The sequence below is a fragment of the Streptomyces sp. NPDC001828 genome (assembly GCF_042892175.1).
In the GTDB taxonomy this organism is placed as follows: Bacteria; Actinomycetota; Actinomycetes; order Streptomycetales; family Streptomycetaceae; genus Streptomyces.
On the sequence record NZ_JBIATV010000001.1, the window covers coordinates 1432462 to 1455878 of the forward strand.

Here is a 23417-nt window from a genome sequence, read left to right on the forward strand (position 1 = left end):
GATCCAGCTCTTCGCCCCGGCACCGGCTCATCGCACGCTAGGAACCGCCTTTGTGAGAACTCTGTGACGGTGCCGCTGCCTGCCCACGAAGCCGCGCCGGCCAGGGATTTGGGCCGAGCGGTGAGCAGCCGGGTGCGGTGTCGTACGGTCTCCACGCGACGGCGGCCCGACGCAGGCCCGACGGGGTCGACTACGGGAACCCGGCGGAGGGGACGTTCGATCTCGGGGTGGTCCGCCGCAAGGCGACGGAATCGTGTTGGTCAGCGGGTGTGCGGCCAGGGGCTCTGGCGCGCTAGCCGTGTCCCTTGCCGGGCTACCCAAGGGAGTGCCCGAACTGTCCGGTGGGACCGTCGACGGCAAGCAGCTCGACGTCGCATCCCTCAGGTGCAAGATCGTCGTACCGAGTGGACGTGCGCGCCCTGCCGGGCCGATTCGCGACAACGGCAGGGTTGAGTTGATGTGCGACGAAAGCATCGAGGGCCCTCGGCATTACCGACTGACGCGTCATGCGCTTCGTGGCCCGGGGTCCAGTTGTGGGCCGGTTTGGGTGAGACGGAGACCGGAGTGCTGTCATCACGTCGTAGGCGGCGGGGACCGGGTTGCATTGGGCCGGCCAGGTTGTTTCTGAGTGGCGCAGAGCCCTGCTGCTATTGCGAGAAGTTTGCAATAGGGCTACTGGTGCACATATGGGCTAAGGGCGCGAGGGTGTGTCGCTCTCGGTTTCTCGAGCCGTCGCAGTGCGGTTGCGCCGTCCTGGCCTGCGATTTAACGGATGCCCCGGGCCCGCGAGAGCCCTGGAGGGGTATGCAGATGGCCCCGGCGGCATACCGGGCGTGATTTCGTGCCGCTTGCGCAGTTCGCTTGGAGGTCTGTCCCAGCCCCCGACAGTCCCATCGGCTGCCTTTCCTGCGTCCCGGGCGTGCTGATTCACGCATCCAAGATGCAGAACGTCATTCCGCCGCATCCTCTTTCCCCCGCCGCGCCCTCCAGGCCGCCGGCCGGGGGAGCTCCCGCTCGGAAGGATCTCCGTGAAGGCAACTCACGGCACGCCGCGATCGCGCCGCGTACTGGACCACTCCCTGCTCGTCCTCGGTGCAAGCGCCTTGGCGACCGGCTTGGGCGTCATGACCCTGGCGCCAGGCGTCAGTGCGGCCTCAAGTCACCGTGAGGCACCGCTGATCGCGGGCGACCCGCGGGCGGACAACACCGACGTGTACGCGTTCACCAGCCCCGACAAGCCCGACTCCGTGACCCTGCTGGCGAACTGGATCCCGTTCGAGGAGCCCAACGGCGGCCCGAACTTCTACGCCTTCGGTGAGGACCTCCGCTACAACATCAAGATCGACAGCGACGGAGACGGTGTCTCCGACACCACCTACACCTGGCGGTTCCACAACAAGGTCCGCGACTCGGCCAACCAGTTCCTCTACAACACCGGCCCCGTCACCTCCCTGAACGACCCGGACCTCAACTTCCGTCAGGTCTACGACCTGGTGCTCTCCCACGGCGGGGACAGCAAGGTCCTGCTCCACGACGTCCCCGCCGCGCCGTCGCGGGTGGGGCCGGCCTCCATGCCGAACTACGCGTCCCTGCGCAACCAGGCCGTCCGAAGCCTCCCCGGCGGCGGAAGGACGTTCGCAGGACAGGCCGAGGACCCGTTCTTCGCGGACCTGCGGGTCTTCGACCTCCTGTACGGCGGCAACCTCTCCGAGCGCGGCCAGGACACTCTGGCCGGCTACAACGTCAACTCGGTCGCCCTGCAGATCCCCAAGTCGCAGCTCGCGCTCAAGGGCAACAGCTTGCGCAACCCGGTGGTCGGCATCTGGTCGACCACCGACCGCCAGGGCGTGCAGGTCTCGGACTCCCGCTCCCAGCACGGAGACCGCTGGAAGCAGGTCTCGCGGCTGGGCAACCCGCTGGTCAACGAAGTCGTCGTCCCGCTCAAGTACAAGGACGCCTTCAACACCCTCAACCCGGACCAGGACCGCACCGTCCAGCCGGTCGTGGACAAGGTCCTCGACCCGATCCTGCCAAAGCTCATCCAGAAGGTGTACGGGGTTCCCGCACCGGCCACCCCGCGCAAGGATCTCTTCGAGATCTACCTCACCGGCATCTGCAAGGCATGCGGGCCGATCAAGGCCGACCTCAACGCCCACCGCCTCAACAAGGACGCCAACCTGCGCAGGATCGTGCCGGCCGAGGAACTGCGGCTCAACATGGCCGTGCCTCCGGCCGCGAACCCCAACCGACTGGGCGTTCTGGCAGGCGACCTCGCCGGGTTCCCGAACGGCCGGCGGCTGACGGACGACGCCATCGACATCTCCCTGCAGGCCGTCGAGGGCGCCGCCCAGACCGGGCAGATCGTCCCCGCCCTGGCCGACGGCGACCAGGTCGACGCCAACGAGGTGCCGTTCGGCACCACATTCCCCTACCTGGCACTTCCCCACACCAAGTCCGTCAACAGCGGACCGGGCGGATCTGACCGGGCCCAGCAGTCCGCCCTGAAGCACACCGCCGGCGGTGATGTGACCGGCCAGACGATCGCCACCGGTACCAGTGCCGCCGGCGTCCTCCTGCTGGGTGCCGGCGGCTGGCGCCTGCGCCGCCGCACGAAGACCAGCTGACCTCGCCCCGGAGAGCAGCAGTCATACATGTCCGGCCCCGCCCTCGGGGTGTGGGGCCGGACACGTGCACCGCACCACCGGACACGTGCACCGCACCAAGGGAGGACACCTCATGCAGCAGCACGCCCCCGCACCTGACGTCCGGCCACGGCGTGCCCGGCGAACGGTACGCAGCGCCGTCGCCGCGCTGGCCCTGGGCACGGTCATGTTCACCGTCGGCGCCGTGGGCCTCTCACCCGGCGATGACGGCCTGAATCCGGCCTCAGGACCGGCCGCTCAACCAGCGGCGAGAGGCTCGATCGAGGCTCTGCGCGTGCGGGTGAAACATCTGCCCCGGGATTCCGGAGCCTGGGCAGCCCTGGGAATGGCCTACGTGCAACAGGCCCGCACCACCCCGGATCCCGCCACCTACCTGCGCGCGCAGAAGGCACTGGAACAGTCGCTGACCGTCCAGCCGGACGGCAACGCCAACGCCGAGATCGCCATGGGAGCGCTGGCCGCCGCCCGCCACGACTTCCCCACTGCCCTGACCTGGGCCCGCCGGGCCACCGCGACAGCGCCCTACAATGCGGTCGCCTACGGAGTCCTCGCCGACGCCTACACCCAACTCGGCCGCTACGAGGACTCCTTCACCGCGGTTCAGCGCATGAACGACCTGCGCCCCGACGCCTCGGCGCTGGCCCGCGCCTCTTACACCTTCGAGCTGCGTGGCAACACCGCACGGGCGCGCGAGCTCATGCAGCGCTCCCTGACCGCCGCGGCCACCACCGGCGAACAGTCCTTCGCCCGAGTGTGCCTGTCCGCCCTGTTCCTGCAGGACGGTGATGCCCGAGGAGCCCTGGCACAGGCTGATCAAGGGCTGCGCACCACCCCCGGCGACTCCGCACTCCTCGAAGCCCGTGCCCGGGCCCGCACAGCCCTCGGTGACTCGCTCGGCGCGGTGCGCGATTACGAGGCCGCCATCGCCGTCGCGCCACTGCCGCACTACCTGCTGGGCCTCGGCGAACTCCAGGAGTCCCTCGGCCACCGAGTCGAAGCCGACACGCAGTACGAACTGCTGCGTGCCCAGGACGCCATCCGCCGCACCGGCAACACCCCGGCCGACACCGACGCGATCCTCTTCGAAGCCGATCACGGCAGTCCCGAACGGGCCGCGGACATGGGTCAAGAAGCTCTGCACACAAGGCCGTTCATCGCCGTGCACGACGCCTACGCCTGGGCCCTGCACCAGGCAGGACGCGATGAGGAGGCCCTCGTACAAGCAGACCAGGCCCTCGCTCTCGGCACGCACAGCGCGCTGTTCCACTACCACCGCGCCGTCATCCATCACGCGCTTGGCGACAACGCCGCGGCCCGAGACGACATCCAGGCGGCTCTGCGGCTCGATCCCCACTTCCATCCCCTGCACGCCCCCGTGGCGCGTGCCCTGCTCCTCCGGATCGGCACCACGACATGAACCCCATCCTGCGCCGCACGGCCATCGGCACCGCCACCGCGGCCCTCGCCTCTGCTGTCCTGCTCTCTCCGGCAAGCGCCGCGCCCGCACACCCCCTCGGTAACTTCACCGTGAACTATCACACGGGTCTCACCCTGCACACCGACCACGTCGGGGCGACGGTCATCGTCGACCGCGCGGAGATCTCCACCCTTCAGGAACGCTCCCGCATCGACCTCGACCACGACAGCAACACGTCCCTGGATGAGCTCCGCACCTACAGCCGCCGTGCCTGCTCCCTGCTGGGCGGACAACTCGAGGCCGATGTCAACGGCCACCCGCTCCCATGGAGTCCGGTCGCACAGGACCTCGCCTACCAGCTGGGCCAGGCCGGTCTCGACACCAGCCGCCTCACCTGCACCTACACGGCCCCTGCGAACCTCACCCAGGCAGCCGACCTCACCATCCGCACCACCTACGACACCCAGCGCATCGGTTGGCGGGAGATGACCGCCCGGGGCCAAGGCGTACGGATCAGTGGTTCGGAACTCCCCGCCACCTCGCCCACCGACGAGCTGCGCCGCTATCCGCCCGATCCCACCGCGAGCCCGCTGAACCAGCACACCGCACGCCTGCACGCCGAACCCGGCGACAGCCTCATCGCCGGCTCCGACGCCGGGACCGGTGCCGCGATCCCGCCCCGGAGCGGCTGGGTGCCGGGCTTCGTCGAAGCCATCACCACACGCTTCGACGCGCTGATCGGAGCGCGTGAACTCACCGTGCCTGTGGGCCTGCTGGCCCTTCTCCTCGCGGTTGTCCTCGGCGCCTCGCACGCCGTGCTGCCCGGACACGGAAAGACCATCATGGCCGCCTACCTCGCGGGGCGCAGGGGAACGAGACGCGACGCCGTCGCCGTTGGCGCAACCGTGACTCTCACTCACACCGCGGGCGTCCTCGTGCTCGGGCTCGCCCTCCCCACCGCCACCCACCTCGCCGGTGAAACCGTTCTCACCTGGCTGGGAGCCGCAAGCGGCCTGATCGTCACCGGCATCGGCCTGTGGCTGCTGATCTCCCACCTGCGTGGCCGACCCACCCATGCTCACCACCACCATCACGGCCACCACCATCACGGCCACAGCCACGACGGCCACAGCCACGACGGCCACAGCCATGACGGCCACAGCCATCATCATGATCACGACGGCGGGCACGAACACCACGACGCACAGCAGGCTCACGCCCACGACCACGCCCCAAGCGGCCTCCATCCGCGCCTGCCTCAGCGCCGCCGCCCCACCCCAGCGGCAGATGCGCATCCCGGCACCGTCGCCACACTCACCAAGCCGGAGACGCACGCCCTCAGTGGCACGCCTCGCCAGCATGCTCCCCACCACGCCCATGGCAAGGGCGGCTTGATCGGCATGGGCATCGCCGGTGGTCTGGTCCCCAGTCCCTCCGCGCTGGTAGTCCTGCTCGGAGCCGTCGCTCTTGGACGCACGACCTTCGGTGTGCTCCTCGTCATCGCCTACGGTCTCGGCATGGCCGCCACCCTCACCGCGGCAGGACTCCTCCTCGTCCGCATCCGCGACCGTCTGGAAGCCCGCAGTGACACCCTGTCCCCCCGAGCGCAATGGGTCCTGAGCAGACTCGCCACTATCGGCCCTGCGATGACGGCGCTCCTCGTGGTCGTCGTCGGACTCGGTCTCACGCTCACCGCGATCACATCAACCGCCTGACGCCAGCGCAGCCGCGACTCCACCCAGGGTCCGGCCCGGCTGGGCTCCCTCGTCCGGCACGCTCAACAGGCGGCGAACGGCATGGTTGTTCTAGCGGCAGCTTGGGTTCGCCCGGCAGCGGCAGCTGAATGTCTCGGACGTAGTGATCCGCGAGCACGTTCAAGCCTGTCCGGGGGAGTCCCCTGCGGCCGGTCCGAGCCGCCGCCCACTGTGACTTCCCCGTTGCCCAACGATCAGCGCAGTCAGCGCCGTGATCGCAATGGCCTGGCCGATCAGGGCCCAGACTTTGCTGGTGAACCAGATGGGCTCGTACATATCTGGCAGCGGGCCGAGACTTCCGGGGTCGATGTAGCGGTAAAACAGGATCGCCGCGAGTCCGGCTGCGGCGGTCAGCCAGGCGAAGGCGTCTCCGGCCCGGTGCCGCCAGAACACCACGAGCAATGCCGCGAAGATGGCGGCGGCGGCCTCGATGCGGAACAGGGCGCCTTCACTGAGGATCGACGAGGCGATCGGCGAGTAGCGGTGGGCCAGATCCAGGTGGACGTAGGCGTCCACCGCGAGACCCGCAGCTGCTGCACCACGCATGACAAAGAGAATTCTCGCCATGGAGGGCCACCTACCCGACCGTCAGTGTGCCGTGCATGGACGCGTGGATGGAGCAGACGTAGGCGAAGGTGCCGGCGGTGGCGGGAGCCTTGAACGTCGCTGACTTGCCCGGGTTGATGGGGCCGGTGTCAAAGGCGCTGCCGGCGCTCGCGGTGACGGTGTGCGTTGCGGAGTCGTGGTTGACCACGGTGACGGTCTCCCCGGGGTGCACAGTCAGTTTCGCCGGGCTGAAAGCGAAGTTGTTGATTGTGATCTGTGCTGCTGCGGCTGTGGGTGCTGAAGGTGGCGGGGCCTTGCTGCTGGGGGCGCTTTGCGCCGTCGACGCGGTGGGCGCGGCCGGCGTGGACGGAGTTGCCGTCGAGGAGCAACCTGCCGCGGCCAGCAGCACCACGGCCGCCGAAAGCACGATGCGAGTCGGGAATCTGGACATGTCATGTCCTTGTCTGATGCGGTAGCGCGATTACTGCGGGATGTAAGGTTCCTGCCTTGCTGCTGGCTGTTGGTTTCAACGGCTACTCGCTCCAGCAGCCGAGGATGTCGCTGGCGATCTCGTAGGCGAGTTCGGCCCGGGAGAGCTTGTGGGGCCCGGAGGCCGTCGGCATCCCGGTGGCGTCGACGCGCAGGGTTTTGCCGTCCTTGAGGATGACGACGGTGCCGCCCGGCGACTCGTACCCGGGGTTGCCCAGGTCCTGGGCGGCGGTGAGCTGTGTGGTGGTGCCCAACTCCTTGCGGACCGACTCGAAGTAGGCGTTCGCGGAGGACGTGTTCGGCGATTGGTTTCCGGGCGTGGAGGCCGTGGACGGGCCCGCAGGAGGCAGCGCGGCCGAAGCCGGAGGCCGGGGCGCGTGGTGCTGGCTGGAGACCCGATGGCCAGGGTCCCTCCTGGTGTCAGGAGGAGGGCGGTGGCCGCCGACGCCAGTGGGTGTCGGCGGCCGTTACCGAAGGGTCGTGTCGGCCAGGCCGTGACGGTCTACTTTTCGAGGCTGGTCTGTCGGCGCAGGAGCATCGCGCCACCGGCTGCCGCGGTGAGGCCCGCGGCGGTCACGAACAGCCAGGATTCCTGTACGCCGGAGGTTCCGCCGCCGCCGGTGTTCACGCCGCCGCCGGGGACCATAGCCATCTGGGAGGTGGCGAGCGGGCCGCACAGCGCGGGGGAGGTCGCGGCCAGCGGCAGTGACGGCACGAGGTCGCTCGGCTCGGCCTGGGCCTTGGCGCTCAGTGTCGTGGGGTCGATGCCGTGGACGACGATGACGGCTTTGCCGTCCTTGATCGAGGCGACGGTCGCTGCGTCCAGGGTGATGGTGCGGGAGTAGTGGTACTGGGCGCCGGACGGTGCGATCTTGATGTCTGTGCCGGCCGCCGGGCTGGTGTCGCCGGTCTTGCCCAGCGTGGTGCCGATGGCTCCGTAGGCGGGGCCGCCCTCGGTGGTGCTGACGACGCCGTCGCTGTTCTTGTCCGCCGAGGTGTCGGGGCACGTGCCCATTCCGTTGATGTGGATGTGCTGTACGTGGGGGAACGGTGCCTTCATGAACGTACTGGCGAGGCCCTTGACGTCCTCGGTGATCACGGCCTTGGAGCCGGTCAGCTGAAGCATCAACATGCCTGAGCCCGTTGCGTGGTTGAGGGGCTTGAGCGTTGCCATGTAGGTCGTGCTGTCGCTCGACCGCGCACTTGCCGTCGGGCCGGTGAGGGCCAGCGGCAGCGCGAGAAGCGCCAGCGGGGCCGTCATGGCCAGTACCCTGGCCGTTGTCCTCTTCGTCATCGTGCTCTCCTCCAACTACGTGGCGGCGCTCGGATGTGCGATGACTCCTCCAGGGGGCGGTGCCCGGCCCGTATTCCGGGCGGGGTGCGCCAGCTGCCTGGGGCAGTGGTGATGAGAAACCCGACGCCGGGTCCGGGGCGCATCGAACAGGGCTTCTGAAGATGAATTCGTGACCGAAGGCCCGATGGATTGGTTTGGGCGTCGGGTGGCCGAAGACGCCGGGCGGCAGCCGGAGCTCCCGAAGCGTAGGAAGGTCCAGATTCTCCCCGGTGGTCAAGGCGCGGTCGCTCCTTGTGCCACTCAGTCGAAAGGCGAAGGCCATCCACGCGCACCGGATCGCCGGCCGGATTGTCTCTGTCGACCTGTACGGCGACTGCCCGCACATCCTGGTCAGCGTCACCACCGGCGGCGGCAAGTCGGCGACCCCGCACGGCAGCGCCTGCCAGATGCCCCACGACGGCTGCGCAAATTCGCGTTGCGGCGTTCTGGGCGGGGCTGCTGGTCGGCAAGGTAGCCCAGACCGTGAGGCTGCGGTCGCATGTCCTGAGTGGCAGCTCGCGTCACTCGTCGCCGGCTCGCTCTCGAATCGGCCATTTTGTGCCCTAGGAAGGCTTGTTGGCCGGATGGCACTTGCCCTGCTCTGGATATCTGTGGCAGCCCGCTGCGAGGCGAGATGCGTCGCTGAGCTGCAAGACCCAGGTGCGACACGGCTGAGCGGCATGGTGCGCGCTCCGTCACCACGGGTCTCCACCTCGCGGGCACACCTTCTTCACTGACATGAACATGCGTTTTTCGCCAACAGGGCGACCGCGTGGCGGACTTGACGGAGCCTCATGATCTTCCGGTGGTACGCTCGCGTGCACATGCCACGTGAGCTTTCGCCTTGGCATGGCTACAGCCAGGGGGGCTCTCCGGGCGGTGACGTCTGCCCACAGCCGAGGGTCCGCTTGGGCAGACATCGAGAGCTGGATTCCAGCCGCTCAATAGAGAGTCACATGACGAATTTTTGGCAGGATCCGACAGTCTGGGCGCTTGTCGTCGGCGTCGCTGTCGCCGCCACCGTAATCACGAGCCAGCGAAAAGCGATCAAGACGCTACGTCGTCAGAAGCAGGGCCTTCAAGGTGAGCTGACCGCATCGCAGGGCAGCGCCGCCGACCTCGAGTCAACCGTCACCGAGCTGCGCAACGGCTACGACGAGGTGGTCCGCCAGGCCAAGGAGGAGGCGGAGGAGGCCACGAACACCGTACTGAAGTCGGCCATGCGGACCCTTCAAGGCCTCGCCGCGGAGCAGCAGCGGGCCATCTCCGGACTGCAGAAGAAGTACGGCGACTCGGCCGTGTTGCGGGACATGCTGGACATCGACCACATGAACTCGCAATTCAACCGGCGTGCGCAGTCCATTGGCGTGCTGTGCGGTGGCTGGCTCGGCCGGCAGCGCGAGGCCGCATCCGTCTATGACGTGATCCGCGGAGCGCAGGGCCGCATCCGGCACTACCAGCGCGTCGAAATCGCCTCACGGGTCGATTTCGCGGTGACCAGCCGTGCCGTCGAACCGATCGCGCTGACGGTGGCCGAGCTGCTCGACAACGCGACCAGCTATTCCGAGCCGTCCACCATGGTCGAGGTCGAGGTACGGACGGTGCCCCGGGGCATCTGCATCGTGATCGACGACGCCGGCGTCGGCATGAGCGAGGAAGAACGGACGGACGCCACCGCTCTGCTGTCCAGCGGGTCTGCGGTGAGCGTTTCGGAGCTCGGCAACCCTCCCGCGTTCGGTTTCGCGGTGATCGGCGCCCTGTGTGCGCGGTTCGGGTTCACGGTCGCCATCGACAGCACCTCTCCCTACGGCGGCGTCCGCGCGGTGGTGATGGTGCCGAAGGAGCTGTTGACCGAGATGCCCGAGCCCAAGACTCCCACGCGAGAAGTCAACGCCCTTGCCGCGAGCCGTGGTTCGGCTCCTACGGCGACGGAGGGCGGGCTGCCCCGGCGACGGAACAAGCGCGGCATGGCGCTCGTTCCGGACGGCGGGGGCTCGCCTGATGAAGCGCCGCCGGCCCGGTCGGCAGAGGCACGGGTGGCGGCCATAGGCGCGTTTCAGCGTGGCACTCTCAGCGGCCGAGGCGCGGAGGTACCGGCCGCCGACGGCGATCCCACTGTCGATTCACACGAAGGACTCGATGCCCAGTGAGCGACAACCTGTCCTGGATGCTTGAGGACGCGCTGCAGATTCCGCATGCTCTCCACGCGGTCCTGATTTCTGCCGACGGCCTCCAGATGTCCCGTACTGCGGAGATCGACAGGGGCGATGCCGACAAGGTGGCCGCAGCCGTCTCCGGCCTGCAGTCGCTCAGCCGGGCCGTCAGCTTCTTCTGCGGTGAGCACGGAGCGAACTGGCGCCAGACCCTCATCGAGTTCGACGGGGGCTGGGTGTTCCTGAACGCCGCGGGCGGCGGCAGCTACCTTGCCGTGGCGGCGTCGGTAGAAGTCGACATGCAGGACATCACCTACCGGATGCAGCAGCTGGTCAGCCGGTTGGGCAAGGCGATGTCGACCGGCCTTCGCGGCGACACGGTCACCTCATGACGGAACCCGGACGTCCTGAGCCCGAGCCCGAGCCCGAGTTCGTGCCCGAGGCCGGCGAATTAGTCCGGCCCTACGTCATCACCCGTGGCCGTGACCTGCCCGAGGAGGGCGAGTTCGCCCTCATCACTCTCGTCACGACGGCCACCGACGAGCAGCAGCGCCCCCAGCGGCTCTCGCCCGAGGAGCAGCAGATCCTGGACATGTGCTCCAGCGGCTACCTCTCGGTCGCCGAGATCGCCGCGTACTCGCAGCTGCCGCTCGGGGTGGTCAAGGTGCTGCTCAGTTCCCTCGCCGAAGGGGGCTATCTCGTGGCCCGGGCGCCGGTGCCCTCGGCCCGACCCACCAACAAGGCCTTGCTCAAGGAGGTGCTCGATGGCCTCAAGGCTCTCACTGTCTGAGGATGCCTACGTGCCCAGCGGCGCACAGCAGACCGCAGTGAAAATCCTGGTCGTCGGGCATTTCGCCGTCGGCAAGACCACCCTGATCGGCTCACTCTCCGAGATCACGCCGCTGTCCACCGAGGAGCGGATGACGACGCTCTCGGAGCGCGTCGACGACCTCAAGGGGGTTCAGGGAAAGACCACCACCACCGTCGCCCTGGACTTCGGCCGGCTGACGCTGAGCGAGCGCATCGTCCTGTATCTGTTCGGCTCGCCCGGACAGCAGCGCTTCGTGAGCCTGTGGGACGACACGGCCCGCGGAGCGCTGGGCGCCCTGGTCCTGGTGGACCCCGAGCGCCTGGCCGACTCCTTCGACATCATGGATCTGGTCGAGAGCTACGGCCTGGATTTCGCCGTGGCCATCAATCACTTCGACGGCAGTACGGTCCACACCCCGGAGGAAGTCCGGGAGGCCCTCGACCTGCTGCCCGACACCCCCGTCGTCACCATCGACGCACGCGACGAGAAGTCGTCCGTCGACGCCCTGATCACCTTGGTCCGCTATCTGCACGAGCGCGCCGACCTGGAGCACGCATGACTACCCCCTCTGTACCTCCGCCCGGCTGCCCCGCACACGGCAGCGGGCAGCGCATACCCCTGGACAGCGCGGAGTTCGCTGCCAATCCGCACGCGTACTACCGCTACATGCGCGAGCTCGGCCCCACCGCTCCGGTCACCATCGCCCCCGGCGTGGAGGCGACGCTGGTGACCGATTACAACGCGGCTCTGGAACTGCTCCAGGATTCGACGACGTTCCGCAAGGACTCACGCCGCTGGCGTGCACTGGCTGAGGGCTGCATCCGCCCCGACAGCCCGGTCCTGCCGCTGCTGGCCTACCGGCCGAACGCGATGTTCACCGACGGCGCCGAGCACGTGCGGCTGCGGCAGGCCATCACCGACTCCTTCGCCCGCGTCAGCAACAAGCGGCTGAGCCGGATCGTCAGCCAGGCAGCCCAGTTCCTAATCAACCAGTTCAGCGCACGCGGCAGCGCCGACCTGCTCCGCGACTACGCCCAGCAGCTCCCGCTGTACGTGTTCAACGAGCTGTTCGGCTGCCCGGCGGAGATCGGTGACCGGGTGCTGTTCGGCATCTCTGGCATGTTCGACGGAGTCAACGCCGAGGCGGCCAGTCAGGTCCTGCTCGGAGCGGTGAGCGAGCTGGTGGCACTCAAGCGCGCCCAGCCCGGTGAGGACGTCACGTCCTACCTGATGCAGCATCAGGCGCGGCTGCACGACGAGGAGTTGGCGCACACGCTGGTGTTGCTCCTCGGTGCGGGCGGCGAGCCGGAGGGCAACCTGATCGGCAACGCCTTCTACACGATGCTGACCAACGAGGAGTTCGCGCGCCTGGGGCAGTTCGACAAGGCTGTGGACGACACTCTGTGGCGCAATGCGCCGATGTCCAACTACGCGCCCCATTACCCGGTGGTCGACACGGACGTGGCCGGCGACAAGGTGCGCGCCGGTGACCTGGTGCTGGTGTCCTTCGGTGCCGCCAACGCGGCGCTCGCGGACCGGGGTGCCGACACTCGCGGTCACCTCGCCTGGAGCGCGGGCCCGCACGCCTGCCCGTCGAAGGAGCCGGCCAGGCTGATCGCCCTGACGGGCCTGGAGACGCTGTTCAACGCCCTGCCCGACGTTGAACTCGCCGTCCCCGCCGACAGCCTCGCCTGGCGGCCCGGCCCCTTCAACCGGGCCCTGGCCTCCCTGCCCGTCCGGTTCAGCGCAGTGACCCCGCGCGCCGCGGCGGCGCCGGAGCCGACGGCCGTGCCCCGCCACCAGGCACCCCCCGTCACGGCCGCACCCGCGCCCGGGGCGTCGCAGCCCGGCGGCAAGGCCGGGCGCTGGAGCAGCTTCATGAAGTGGCTGACGGGCCAGTAGCCCACACCCCCTGTGATGCGTGTGGCACGGGCAGTTGATATAGCCTGCATAGAAGATCAACTTCCTGGGTAGGACGGCGCGGAGTGTCTGGAGTGACACAAGATGAAGGAGAGGCAGTGGACCTCGCAAGCACCTCCGCGCCCCCATCGGCCAGCGCCCGACCGGGCCCACAGCGCACCACCCCCAGGCGACGGACCCCGTGCGGGGGCGGCGACCCCGACCAGCCGCAGGAACGAATACCCACCGCTCCCGGCAGCGGCCTGACTTTCGTCTCTTCCCTTGTCGGCGGAGCACGCCCCCGTACTCCCGCACCGTCCGGACGCGTCGCGCGCCACGACGTGCGAGGTGCACGATGACCTCCCGCCCGGGATCCGGCATACCGGCGAGCAGCCCCGGCGAGACGACGCTCGGCGACCACGTACTCGGTCAACTGCGGCGCCTGGGCGCCACGGTGGGCCTGAGCGAGGCGGACACCGAGCTGTACGGACAGGTCCTGATCGAGTCCCTCGCCGGCGCGGCCCACCGGCCGCTGTCCCTGCCGCCGGCCTCGTCCGCCTTCCTCTCCGATGACCACACCCCCGTCGAGTTCTCCCTCGCCTGCGCTCCGGACGCCGCCCCGGCCCTGCGCGTGCTCGTAGAGCCCGGGTGGGCCCACAGCGACATGGTCGACAGCGGCCGCGCCGGGCTCGCGGTGATCCGTGCGATGGGCGCCCGCTGGGGCTTCGACACCGACCAACTCGACGCCCTCGCCGACCTGTTCTTCCCCACTGCGGCCCAGGGCCCGCTGGCCCTGTGGTACGCGCTCGATCTGCGCGCCGGAGGGGTCCCGGGGGTCAAGGTCTACCTGAATCCCTCCGCCTCCGGCCCGGAAAGCGCGGCCCGTACCGTACGCGAGGCACTGCGGCGGCTCGGCTACGGCCAGGCCTTCGAGCAACTGCCCCCGGCGGCCGGCTATCCGTTCCTCGCCCTGGACCTGGGCGCCTGGACGTCCCCCCGCGTCAAGGTCTACGTGAGGCACCCGCGCATGTCAGCCGATGACGCCTGCGCGCTCAGCGGTACCTCGGGAGCCGCAGCGGCCGACATCCGCTACTTCTTCCACGCGGCCGCGGGCTCCCTCGCCCCGTCCGAGCGCGGCGACAACGACACCCTGCGACTGGTGCGGCGGCCGGCGCTCACCTGCCACTCCTTCACCCAAGGCGACAGCAAGCCAAGCGGCTTCACGCTCCACATTCCCGTACGCGACTACGTGCGCGACGACGAAGAGGCCCTCGCCCGCGCCACGGCCCTGTTGACCCGGGCCGGCCTGGACCCCACCGTCCTGAACCGAAGCCTGGCAGCGCTCACCCCGCGAAACCTCGCCGACGGCGTCGGGCTGATCGCCTACCTCGCCCTGGTGTACGAGCGCAACCGGCCACCCCGGCTCACCGCCTACCTGAGCTCCGAGGCCTACCGCGTCCGGCCACCGCAGGAGCAGTACCCGCGGACCACCTGGATGCCCGCGCAACGCACCCAGAGCGTCCTGGACCCCGGGCACCAGGCCGTCGCCCACGTCAGCCCGCACACCGCACAGAAGGAAGTCACGTGGAGCCCTACCGCATCAAAGTCGTAGAACCTCTTGCCTTCACCACCCGGGAGGAGCGCGAAGCCGCGCTGAAGCGGGTCGCCTACAACCCCTTCGATCTGCGGGCCGACGAAGTCACCATCGACCTGTTGAGCGACTCCGGGACCGGCGCCATCTCCGCGGACCAGCTCGCCGCGGGAATGCAGGGCGACGAGTCCTACGCCGGCAGCCGCTCCTTCTACCGGTGGCACGAGGTCGTCTCCGAACTCACCGGCTACCCCCACATCCTGCCGGCCCACCAAGGCCGCGCGGCCGAGCGCGTCCTCTTCTCCTCGCTGCTGCGGCCCGGCACGAGCGTGCTGTCCAACACGCACTTCGACACCACCCGCGCCAACGTCGAACTGACCGGCTGCACGGCGTACGACCTGCCCTGCGCCGAGGCGAAGGACCTCGACAGCGACTTTCCGTTCAAGGGCAACATCGACCTGGTCGCCCTCGAACAGGCCCTGGAGAACGCGGACCGGACGCCCGTCGGGGCCGTGCTGATGACCATCACCAACAACGGTGGCGGGGGCCAGCCGGTCAGCATGGACAATCTGCACCGCACCGCCGAACTGTGCCGCCGTCACAACGTGCCGATGATCCTCGACGCGGCCCGGTTCGCGGAGAACGCCTGGCTGGTGACCCAGCGCGAACCCGGCTACGCCGACCGCACCCCGCGCCAGGTCGCCGAGGAGGCCTTCCGCCTCGCCGACGGCTGCGTCATGAGCGCGAAGAAGGACGGGATCGTCCACATCGGCGGCTTCATCGGCCTGAAGGACGCCGAACTGGCCGAGCGGTGCGGGGGTCTGCTCATCGCCACCGAAGGATTCACCACCTACGGCGGTCTGTCCGGACGTGACCTCGACATGATGGCCCGCGGCCTCCTCGAAGTGACCGAGCCGTCCTACCTCGCCGAGCGGGCCGACATAGCCGCCTACCTCGCCGCACGCATCCGCGAGGCCGGCGTCGACATCGTGGAACCCTCAGGTCTGCACGCCCTCTACGTCAACGCCGGGCGCCTCCTGCCCCACATCCCTCCGCACCAGTACCCCGGCACCGCCCTGGTCTGCGAGCTCTACCTGCGCGGAGGCATCCGCTCGGCGGAGCTGGGCTCGCTGTACCTCGGTGAGGAGGACGAGCACGGCAACCCTGTCAAGACGGCGCCCTACGAACTGGTACGGCTGGCTCTTCCCAGGCGGGTCTACACCCGCAGCCACTACGACCACGTCGCCGCGACCCTGGCAGAGATCGCGAAGAATCCTGAATCGGTCCGCGGCTACCGGGTTACCGGACAGTCCCCGATCCTCCGACACTTCAGCATCAAACTGGAGCCCGTGGCGTCAGGCCACTGATCAGCACACTTCGTTCGTTACGGCGCGAGCCCAGCCATCTCTATCGGCTGTACCGGCCCAGCGACAGCGCCGCCACGGGAAGGCCCAACCCTGGTGATGGGAGGGCCTTCTCCACATCACCGCTCGGCCTGACCACGCACCCGGCCGAGTTCGAGGAACTCCGGGAAGGGCTGCCGCGCGACGTGGCACACTGACGGCGCGGGCGGCGGTGAACGGGGGCGATCCGGTTGGGTCTGGAGATCGAGAGTCGGCCGTCGGAGTTGCCGTACATCGAGAGGGTGTGGCGCAGCCGTAGCTTCGAGGGCGATCGGATGACGTCGATCGCGGCGTCGCATGGGGAGCTTGTCTTCTGGGAGCACGAGGGCCAGACTCACGCGGCCGTGCTGGGTCCGGAGCCCCGGGCCTGTCCGGCTCGTGTTCCCGAGGACGCCAGGTTCTTCGGTATCAGCTTCGCCCTGGGGACCTCCATGCCTCACATGCCGATCAGTCGTCTTGTGGGTGGCAGCGTGGAGATCCCGGACGTGACCCGGCGCTCCGTGTGGCTGAAGGGTTCCGCCTGGCACGTGCCCGATTACGACAACGCGGAGGCGTTCGTGCGGCGCATGGTGCGTGAGGGCATCGTGGACTGCGACCCGATCGTGCCCGCGGTGCTCGGCGGCGCGGCCCCCGCTGTCACCGAGCGGACCCTCCAACGGCGCTTCGTCATGGCAACCGGCCTCACCCGGGGTGCCATCCGGCAGATCCACCGAGCCCGCGAGGCAGCGGTTTTGATCCTGGACGGAGTGCCCAAGCAGGAGGTCGTGCACCAGTTGGGCTATTTCGACCAGGCGCATCTGGCACGGTCCCTGACCCGGTTCATCGGCCGGACCGCCACGCAGTTGAGTGCTCTGGACGGGGCGGAGCCGCTGTCGCTTCTGTACAAGCCCACCCCCTCGGTGCCCGCATACTCTTCGTGACATGCCGACGGGATCGGCCCGCCTCGGCCGGAGCACTGTTCGGCCGGGACCGGGCAGAGGCCCGCGAACTCATCACGGAGGAATCATGCGCAAGGTCGTCGCGGGTCTGTTCGTCTCGCTCGATGGTGTAGCCCAGTCGCCGAACGAGTGGCAGTTCGCCTTCGACGAGCAGATGGGCGCGGCGCTGGGACAGACGCTGGAGACGGCCGACACGATTCTGCTGGGCCGGACGACCTTCACGGAGTGGGCCGGGTACTGGCCGACGGTGACAGACGGCGAGGACGCCGGCTTCGCCAAGTGGATCAATGACTCGCCCAAGTACGTCGTCTCCTCCACGCTGTCCAGCGTGGAGGACTGGGCGAACAGCACGCTCATCAACGGTGATCTGGCGGCCGCGATCGATGAGCTCAAGGCGGGCGAGGGGAAGGACATCACCGTCGCGGGCAGCCCCACACTGGTGCGTTCGCTCCTGGAGCAGGACCTGCTGGACGAACTGGTCCTGCTGATCCACCCGGTGGTGGCCGGCGGGGGCCGCAAGAAGCTGTTCGCCGACGACGCCGCCATGAAGAAACTGGAGCTGGTCAGCGCTCAGCCGACCAGCAGCGGAGTGATCATCGCGACTTACCGCCCGACGCACTGAGCACTGCTCCACGCGGGCCGGGTGTTCGATGCCACCAGCGGGCCAGGTTGTGGGCTCTGACGGGGCTGAGGTTGGCATAGATCCAGCTCAGCGCGCGCTGCCGGGAGCCGGCACGGCGGCACGAGGCTTCCTCGGCGAGTTCGGACACCGAGCCGTGTCCGCGTCCCGGCCACCGTCGTGCGTGTGCCGGCAGTAGTTCGGCCCGGCGCCACCGCTCCAGCCGTGCGGCGGACGCGGTGGTGCCGAGGGCGGTCAGGCGCTCGATGGACTCTCGATCCGCCGGACTTGACTCTCCTCTGGTCACCCGCACCACGTCAGAACCCCGAGAGGTGCCGGAAACCACTCGCTCGGCCTCCGCACAGGCCTGGGGCCCGCAACGGCCCGGTTACCAGTGGGCATGCCCGTACGGCCACCACGGCCCCTACCGCCCACCTCCTGGCAGCGTCTCTTTCGGAGCCTGCCTGGCCCGTCGCGCCCTTCGCAAAATCAGGGCCCGGCCCGAGAATGGGCGCCATGGCCGACAACACGCTGTGGGTAGGCGTTCTGACCGCGGGCACCGCTGTGGTGGCGAGCTGGGTGACCAGTCAGGGTACGACGCGTGCCGCCCGCATTCAGGCTGAGACAACGGCGGCGGTCCAGCGGGCGGATCAGCGGCGCACCGCGCGGCGCACCGCCTACGCCGACGTCATCGAGCAGGCGCAGAAGATGGGCGACCTGTACTGGAAGGTCAACGACGCCCATGCAGACCCGGACCCCGAGTCGCGCACGGCCACCCTCAAAGAGCTGCGGCTACGGTTGCGCGACGCGTACGCGACGCTGCGCCACCTCGTGCGGGTGGTCGAGCTGGAAGGGCCCGAGGAGGCCGCGGCGGCCGCCGACCGGCTGCGGCGCTCGACGTCCGACAACTACCAGGCGCTGGAGGACATGATCGGGGGCGAAGCGAACGCGATCCAGCGGTTCAACGAGTGCTACGCCCCTTTCTGGGAGCGGGTCGTCGCCCTCGTGGCCGTCGCGCGCGAGGTGCTCCAAGAGGGTGCCGTCCCAGCGCCGGTTCCCGCACCGACCCCTCGAGCACGCCGACCATGGATCAGGCCTCGGCCGGGACCAGGGGGATGACTGGCCCGCCACCCGCCAGTTGTTCGCGTGGGAAGCAGCCGGTCCAACTTCGGTGGCAATTGATCCGGGTCCGGTGTCAGTGGACACCGAGCTTCCCGTAGCCGCAAGAGCCCGGCGGGCAGACCCGTGGGCGGGGTTCCTGGGCGCCACCAGCTTCCTCGTCGGCGCCTTCACCCCGCGACAGTGCGTCGTGAGCACCCCACGGAGACCGGTCGAGCCCGATTGCCCCGCTGTTCGACCGGATACCCACCGGCGGCCGCACCCGGCGCACCCAGACGCCGACATCCGCCCCCACATCGAGCTGAGCCCCCGTCGGCTGCCAAACGCCATCAGCAACTTCCGTTGGTGATCGGTGCCACCGACGTAGCCGTCCTGGGCCACGACGGCTCCCACTCGGTTCCCGCCGGCCGGGTGCTTGCCGAACTGCGCCTGGACCGGCTCGGCATCACCAATCCCCACGCAACGCTATCCAGCTTCTGCGGCCGGTCGAGGAGTTGGAATCCCTGTCCGAACTTGAGGCACGACGCTGAACCAGGAACGAAGGGAGGAGTGCCTTCCATCTCCGGAAGGTGGCCACCGATTCCTCCCGTCGGTGAGGGTCCCGAAGCGCTCCTCACCGCCCTTGCGGCACTGATCGGGAGTGCCGCAAGGACGTTCCGGCACTTCCGCACCCGGTGGACGAGGACCGCCCGCGCGGTCATGGCCGGCCTGCGCGATGCGACGGGCCTTGCACCGGCCCTCCCGGCTACATGCTGTCGTCCGCGAACTCACCCAAAGCAGCGCGGAGTTACCCACGCGGAAACCCGGCTCCCGCTCGCCCACGCCCTGAGCCTCCTCGGCTCGGTGCGCGCCACTCCACGGCACCGCGCACTCGGTCCGGGCGGTCGGCGCGAGCGCGGCGGACGGGCGGCGGTCAATCGGTGCCTGGTCTGAGCAGATTGTCGACGAGGGTGTCCACAAGGCCTCGGGGAAGGCTCGAACCCGTCAGGGCGCAGTACACGATCGGGCCGACGAGCGCGTCCATCGTGGCGTCGGCGCCAAGCCGCGGCGCAACTTCCCCCGCCTCGATCGCCCGCGTGAGCATCTCGCGCTCCTGGGCGCGGCGCGGGCCGAGATAGCGTTTGTGGAAGCTCTGGGCCGTATCGGCGCTGTGCTGTGCCTCGGCGACAAGGGCTAGCAGCACCTTTCCTGCGGGGTCGCGGGTGACGAAGCGGGCGAAGCCGCGCAGATAGCGCCGAATGCTCGCCGCGGTGGGCCTCTCCGTCGGAACCGGAATCCGCTTGTCGCTGTCCTCGATGAGGGTGTCGAGGAGAATCTCCACTTTCGAGGGCCACCAGCGGTAGATCGTCTGCTTGGCGACTCCGGCCCGGCGGGCGATGGCCTCGACAGTGAGCGAGCCGAAGCCGCTTTCGACGAGCAGATCGTCCGCGGCGTGGAGCACCGCCAGGCGTGCGGACTCGTCGCGCCGGTTGCCGGAGTGGGGCCTGCGGGATTGGGAACTGGCGGCGGGCATACGCGCACGATACCCGCCCGCGCCGGCCCAGGACCGCCCGGGCGCCGTGCCGAGGGGCTCTGCCCGTCCAACACGGCCGGACATCTCGTCCACCTGCACTCCCGTGGTCACCCCACCGGGGCACATCCGGGTTCTGCCTGGACGCATTGTCCAGACACTACGTCTCGTCTAAGCTCCTCCGGGTCCGGCCCATCACCCCGAGGGAGCACACATGTCCGTCTCACCTGTCCGCCGAGCCCTCGTCATCGGCGCGTCCCGAGGCCTGGGGCTCGTCCTCGCCGACCAACTCGCCGCACGGGGCTGGAACGTTGTAGCCACGGCCCGTCGGGACGGGGGCGCACTACGGGCGGCCGCTGATGCCTCCGGGGGACGGCTGGAGGTCGAACTACTGGAGATGACGAGCATCGAGGAATTGGCCGCACTGCGCGAGCGCCTGGCCGGCCGCCGGCTCGATCTGCTCTTCGTCAACGCCGCGATCGACCGGGGCGACCTCCCCATCGAAGAGGTCTCGACCGAGATGTTCACCGAGGTGATGGTGACCAACGCCCTTAGCCCGCTGCGCGCACTGGAGACGCTCCGCGTTCTCGTGGGTCCCGGCGGGACGGTCGCGGTCATGTCCTCCGAACAGGGCAGCGTCTCACTGAACACCGAGGGCGGTTATGAGCTCTACAAGGCCAGCAAGGCCGCCCTCAACCAGCTGATGCGCAGCTACGCCACCCGCCACGGCGACGACGGACACACCAAGCTCCTCATCGACCCCGGTCACAACCGGACCCGTCTGGGCGGGCCCAACGCGCCCCTCGACCCCCAGGAGAGCATCCCGGCCGTCGTCGACGTCCTGGAGGCCCGGGCGGGCGACCCCGGCCTCCAGTTCCTGGACCGTCATGGCGACCGTGTTCCCTGGTAGGAGGTGGGGACATGCGCATCGGCTGGGCTCCTGTCATCCCTTCATGACCTGGGGTCCTCAGTGAGTGCGGCTCGGGCCTGGGGTGTCGAAGAGTTTCGGCCTGACCGTCGCCAGGGACTTCGCGCTGCGTCATCGCGGCCTGACGCGAACGGCTGCCAGACATGCCATCCGGTGCCGACGCGCTGCATCAAAGTCCTTGCGGATCAAGGCAGTTGGGCCAGTACGCGGAGCTGGGGGCACCGTAGGGGCAAAGGTGGCTGTCCGCCGTGCTCATCCCGGTGCAATCTCCGCGTACGACCCGCGCGACGACGAGACTGCGCGGCGGCTCTTCGTGGGCGCGCTCACGTCGATGCGCCCGCCTTGCCGAGGCCGCCACGGGCTCCGACTCCCTAGGTCCGGTGCAGGCCAAACCGTCCGTCGTGGCAGAGCGGTCTTGCGTAGTGGGTTCACTGTTCGGCAGCGGGTACCCGCCATCGTTCACGGTCGCTGTGCACCTCCTGGACAACGCGGTGCGGTGCGCCGACGGCGAGTGTCGGCCGCGAAGCAGGACCGGTCCGCGCACCTGCGACTGCAAGTGCGCGGACAAGGGCCGCAGGCGGGTTAGTGTCAGCGTGGCGTGAGAGGGAAGTCGGCGGTGACGTCCTTGCCGCTGTCGGACGTGGTGGTCCGCAAATCCGTGCACAGCAGGGTCGCCAGAAACAGGCCGTGCCCTCGCGGCCGGGTCGTATCCCGCTCCTGGGGCTGCGGCGGCTGCGGGGAACTGTCCCGCACGAGGATCCGCAGCAGCTGCGCGTCGTCGGTCACGCCGAGTTCCAGCCTGCCGGGACCTGGCGCATGGCGCAGGGCGTTGGTTACCAGTTCGCTGACTACGAGCTGGGCGTCCTGGCTCGTCTGCGTGTGGGCAGGGTGTCCGGCGCGGGTGAGGAGCGCTCGTACCGCTTCGCGGGCGTGAGCGATCGGAAAGCCATCAGCGCCCCAGCTGATGCTGTCCCTGAGGGAACCATCGAAGTCTTGTGCGGGCGGGAGGGCCATGAAGGTATTCCTGGGCTGTAGTCCCTGACGTGTGATCATGTGGTCTCTCTGGCGTGACGAACGCCTACCCGTATCCGCGGGGGAGTATGAGTTATCGGTTTCAACCGGTCTGCGTGGGGCCGTTCTCGACGATGGTGAAGTGTTCCAGCACTCCGCTGAGGGACAGCATCCGGTGCGCGCGCGGCGGAAGAGGACCGAGCAGGACCATCCGTCGCCCTACGGCCTGATGCCGCCTCCGCGCTTCCAGGAGTGCGTTGAGCAGCATGCTGTCGGCGAAGCCGACCGCGGACAGATCCACCGCGGTGACTGTCGGCCCGACCACGTCGGCCGCTTCCCATACCGCGGCGAGGGCATCGGCGTCGTCGGCGTCCGTGTCGCCGCTCACGGCGACCAGCAGTGTCTCGTCCAGTCTGGTGACAAGCACCTTTGGACCGTCGGGAAAACCATGCATGGCGGAATCCTCGCACGCTCGCACACCTGCCACTCCACCCGGCGTCCGAAGCGATGGCGATCTTGGGGAGAACACCGGGAATCGCCCGATAGGCGGGGACTGGCGACGCTCCCGGGCCTGGCGTCGCGACGGTACCGACCCCCGCCAGTCATGGGGATCCGCTCCGGCAGTACGCGACCACTGGCGCCCGGCCCGCGGTCATCGAGCCCCGAGCTCCGTGCCCCCCGCTGCCGGACTTCTTGGACAGCCCCGTTGGGCAGAGCGCGTCACGCCGCCCCACATGTCCGAAGCGGGGGCCGACACCCGAAGGTGGCGGCCCCCGCCACAGGAACAGGCGAGGTCAGTGCTTGAACACATCCTTGATCTTTTCCTTGGCCTCACGCGCATCGCCCTTGGCCTGCTCGGCGCGCCCCTCGGCCTCAAGGCGCTCGTTGCCGACGGCGCGGCCCGCTGCCTCCTTGACCTTGCCCTTGACCTGCTCGACCTTCGACTGCGCCTTCTCGTCGCCTGCCACAGCGCTCAACTCCTCTTACCAGGATCAGGGTGTTCCATCGCGACAACGGATGACCCGGATACCTCGCCACAAACGGGCGCAAGCGTGTTCCCACGCGCGGAGCGTGCGAATGCGGTGCCATGGTGGCGCGGCCCCCTGCGGCCAAAGGCACTCCCGCTGAGGACGTCCCCGGGCGTGGGCCGCCTCTGGGGCGCGGAGGCGGAGGACCGATTCGCCCGTGCTGACGACATGAGTGGAGCCAGGTCCCGGGTGCCGTGAGTGCGAG

General features: G+C 69.0%; 22 protein-coding genes. 14 read left to right on the plus strand and 8 right to left on the minus strand.

From position 1 onward, the window contains the following. Window positions 1-1124 precede the first annotated feature (1124 nt). The 3 genes from ACFYZA_RS06655 (at window position 1125) to ACFYZA_RS06665 (ending at window position 5795) form a co-directional block, all read left to right on the plus strand. The gene (locus tag ACFYZA_RS06655) at window positions 1125-2624 is read left to right on the plus strand and encodes a DUF4331 domain-containing protein (RefSeq protein ID WP_388487864.1); all 1500 of its coding nucleotides are present in this window, start codon (window positions 1125-1127) and stop codon (window positions 2622-2624) included. 112 nt (window positions 2625-2736) lie between these two features. Continuing rightward, window positions 2737-4080, plus strand: a complete 1344-nt coding sequence (locus tag ACFYZA_RS06660) for a hypothetical protein (protein WP_388487867.1) — start codon at window positions 2737-2739, stop codon at window positions 4078-4080. Beyond that, window positions 4077-5795 (plus strand): nickel/cobalt transporter, encoded by a 1719-nt coding sequence (locus tag ACFYZA_RS06665; RefSeq protein ID WP_388487868.1) that lies wholly within the window; start codon window positions 4077-4079, stop codon window positions 5793-5795. The genes ACFYZA_RS06660 and ACFYZA_RS06665 overlap by 4 nt, the downstream gene beginning before the upstream one ends. A gap of 159 nt (window positions 5796-5954) precedes the next feature. Here the strand turns inward: ACFYZA_RS06665 and ACFYZA_RS06670 are convergent, their stop codons facing one another. The 4 genes from ACFYZA_RS06670 to ACFYZA_RS06685 all read right to left on the minus strand — a co-directional run bounded on the left by ACFYZA_RS06670 (window position 5955) and on the right by ACFYZA_RS06685 (window position 8163). Then, entirely contained in the window at window positions 5955-6401 is a 447-nt protein-coding gene (locus tag ACFYZA_RS06670; RefSeq protein WP_388487869.1) for a hypothetical protein, read from the minus strand. Window positions 6402-6411: 10 nt separating this feature from the next. Further along, a complete protein-coding gene (locus ACFYZA_RS06675) occupies window positions 6412-6831 on the minus strand; it encodes a cupredoxin domain-containing protein (RefSeq protein ID WP_388487871.1) in 420 nt (139 codons plus the stop codon). Window positions 6832-6913: 82 nt separating this feature from the next. Further along, window positions 6914-7123, minus strand: coding sequence for a hypothetical protein (locus ACFYZA_RS06680; protein ID WP_388487872.1), 210 nt, complete (start codon window positions 7121-7123; stop codon window positions 6914-6916). Between the two features lie 248 nt (window positions 7124-7371). After that, entirely contained in the window at window positions 7372-8163 is a 792-nt protein-coding gene (locus ACFYZA_RS06685; protein WP_388487873.1) for a hypothetical protein, read from the minus strand. 995 nt (window positions 8164-9158) lie between these two features. Between ACFYZA_RS06685 and ACFYZA_RS06690 the strand changes: the two genes are divergently transcribed. From ACFYZA_RS06690 to ACFYZA_RS06735, 10 genes are all read left to right on the plus strand, one after another. Further along, the gene (locus ACFYZA_RS06690; protein ID WP_388487875.1) at window positions 9159-10352 is read left to right on the plus strand and encodes an ATP-binding protein; all 1194 of its coding nucleotides are present in this window, start codon (window positions 9159-9161) and stop codon (window positions 10350-10352) included. Continuing rightward, on the plus strand, window positions 10349-10747 hold the full coding sequence (locus ACFYZA_RS06695; protein WP_388487876.1) for a roadblock/LC7 domain-containing protein: 399 nt from the start codon (window positions 10349-10351) through the stop codon (window positions 10745-10747). Before ACFYZA_RS06690 ends, ACFYZA_RS06695 begins: the two co-directional genes overlap by 4 nt. Continuing rightward, window positions 10744-11145, plus strand: a complete 402-nt coding sequence (locus ACFYZA_RS06700; protein ID WP_382594068.1) for a DUF742 domain-containing protein — start codon at window positions 10744-10746, stop codon at window positions 11143-11145. The genes ACFYZA_RS06695 and ACFYZA_RS06700 overlap by 4 nt, the downstream gene beginning before the upstream one ends. Next, a complete protein-coding gene (locus tag ACFYZA_RS06705) occupies window positions 11120-11725 on the plus strand; it encodes an ATP/GTP-binding protein (protein WP_326739823.1) in 606 nt (201 codons plus the stop codon). The genes ACFYZA_RS06700 and ACFYZA_RS06705 overlap by 26 nt, the downstream gene beginning before the upstream one ends. Continuing rightward, a complete protein-coding gene (locus tag ACFYZA_RS06710; protein WP_388487878.1) occupies window positions 11722-13068 on the plus strand; it encodes a cytochrome P450 in 1347 nt (448 codons plus the stop codon). The genes ACFYZA_RS06705 and ACFYZA_RS06710 overlap by 4 nt, the downstream gene beginning before the upstream one ends. Before the next feature lie 352 nt (window positions 13069-13420). After that, complete coding sequence (locus tag ACFYZA_RS06715; RefSeq protein WP_388487879.1) at window positions 13421-14677, plus strand: tryptophan dimethylallyltransferase family protein; 1257 nt, start codon at window positions 13421-13423, stop codon at window positions 14675-14677. Further along, on the plus strand, window positions 14650-16023 hold the full coding sequence (locus ACFYZA_RS06720) for a tryptophanase (protein WP_388487882.1): 1374 nt from the start codon (window positions 14650-14652) through the stop codon (window positions 16021-16023). Before ACFYZA_RS06715 ends, ACFYZA_RS06720 begins: the two co-directional genes overlap by 28 nt. A 476-nt stretch (window positions 16024-16499) precedes the next feature. Next, the gene (locus ACFYZA_RS06725) at window positions 16500-16979 is read left to right on the plus strand and encodes a helix-turn-helix domain-containing protein (RefSeq protein ID WP_388487883.1); all 480 of its coding nucleotides are present in this window, start codon (window positions 16500-16502) and stop codon (window positions 16977-16979) included. An 85-nt stretch (window positions 16980-17064) separates the two neighbouring features. Beyond that, window positions 17065-17619, plus strand: a complete 555-nt coding sequence (locus ACFYZA_RS06730) for a dihydrofolate reductase family protein (RefSeq protein WP_388487886.1) — start codon at window positions 17065-17067, stop codon at window positions 17617-17619. Window positions 17620-18132: 513 nt separating this feature from the next. Next, on the plus strand, window positions 18133-18735 hold the full coding sequence (locus tag ACFYZA_RS06735) for a hypothetical protein (RefSeq protein WP_388487887.1): 603 nt from the start codon (window positions 18133-18135) through the stop codon (window positions 18733-18735). A 913-nt stretch (window positions 18736-19648) separates the two neighbouring features. On the opposite strand, the gene ACFYZA_RS06740 is transcribed toward ACFYZA_RS06735, so the two are convergent. Continuing rightward, a complete protein-coding gene (locus tag ACFYZA_RS06740; RefSeq protein ID WP_388487890.1) occupies window positions 19649-20248 on the minus strand; it encodes a TetR/AcrR family transcriptional regulator in 600 nt (199 codons plus the stop codon). Window positions 20249-20459: 211 nt separating this feature from the next. On the opposite strand from ACFYZA_RS06740, the gene ACFYZA_RS06745 reads away from it, so the two are divergent. Next, window positions 20460-21155 (plus strand): SDR family NAD(P)-dependent oxidoreductase, encoded by a 696-nt coding sequence (locus tag ACFYZA_RS06745; protein WP_388487893.1) that lies wholly within the window; start codon window positions 20460-20462, stop codon window positions 21153-21155. A gap of 606 nt (window positions 21156-21761) precedes the next feature. Here the strand turns inward: ACFYZA_RS06745 and ACFYZA_RS06750 are convergent. The 3 genes from ACFYZA_RS06750 to ACFYZA_RS06760 form a co-directional block, all read right to left on the minus strand. Next, window positions 21762-22226, minus strand: a complete 465-nt coding sequence (locus tag ACFYZA_RS06750; protein ID WP_388487895.1) for an ATP-binding protein — start codon at window positions 22224-22226, stop codon at window positions 21762-21764. A 61-nt stretch (window positions 22227-22287) separates the two neighbouring features. Beyond that, window positions 22288-22611 carry an STAS domain-containing protein gene (locus ACFYZA_RS06755; protein ID WP_382594099.1) on the minus strand — a complete coding sequence of 108 codons (324 nt, stop codon included), beginning with the start codon at window positions 22609-22611 and terminating at the stop codon, window positions 22288-22290. Window positions 22612-22978: 367 nt separating this feature from the next. Then, window positions 22979-23152, minus strand: a complete 174-nt coding sequence (locus ACFYZA_RS06760) for a CsbD family protein (protein WP_382594102.1) — start codon at window positions 23150-23152, stop codon at window positions 22979-22981. Window positions 23153-23417: the final 265 nt, after the last annotated feature.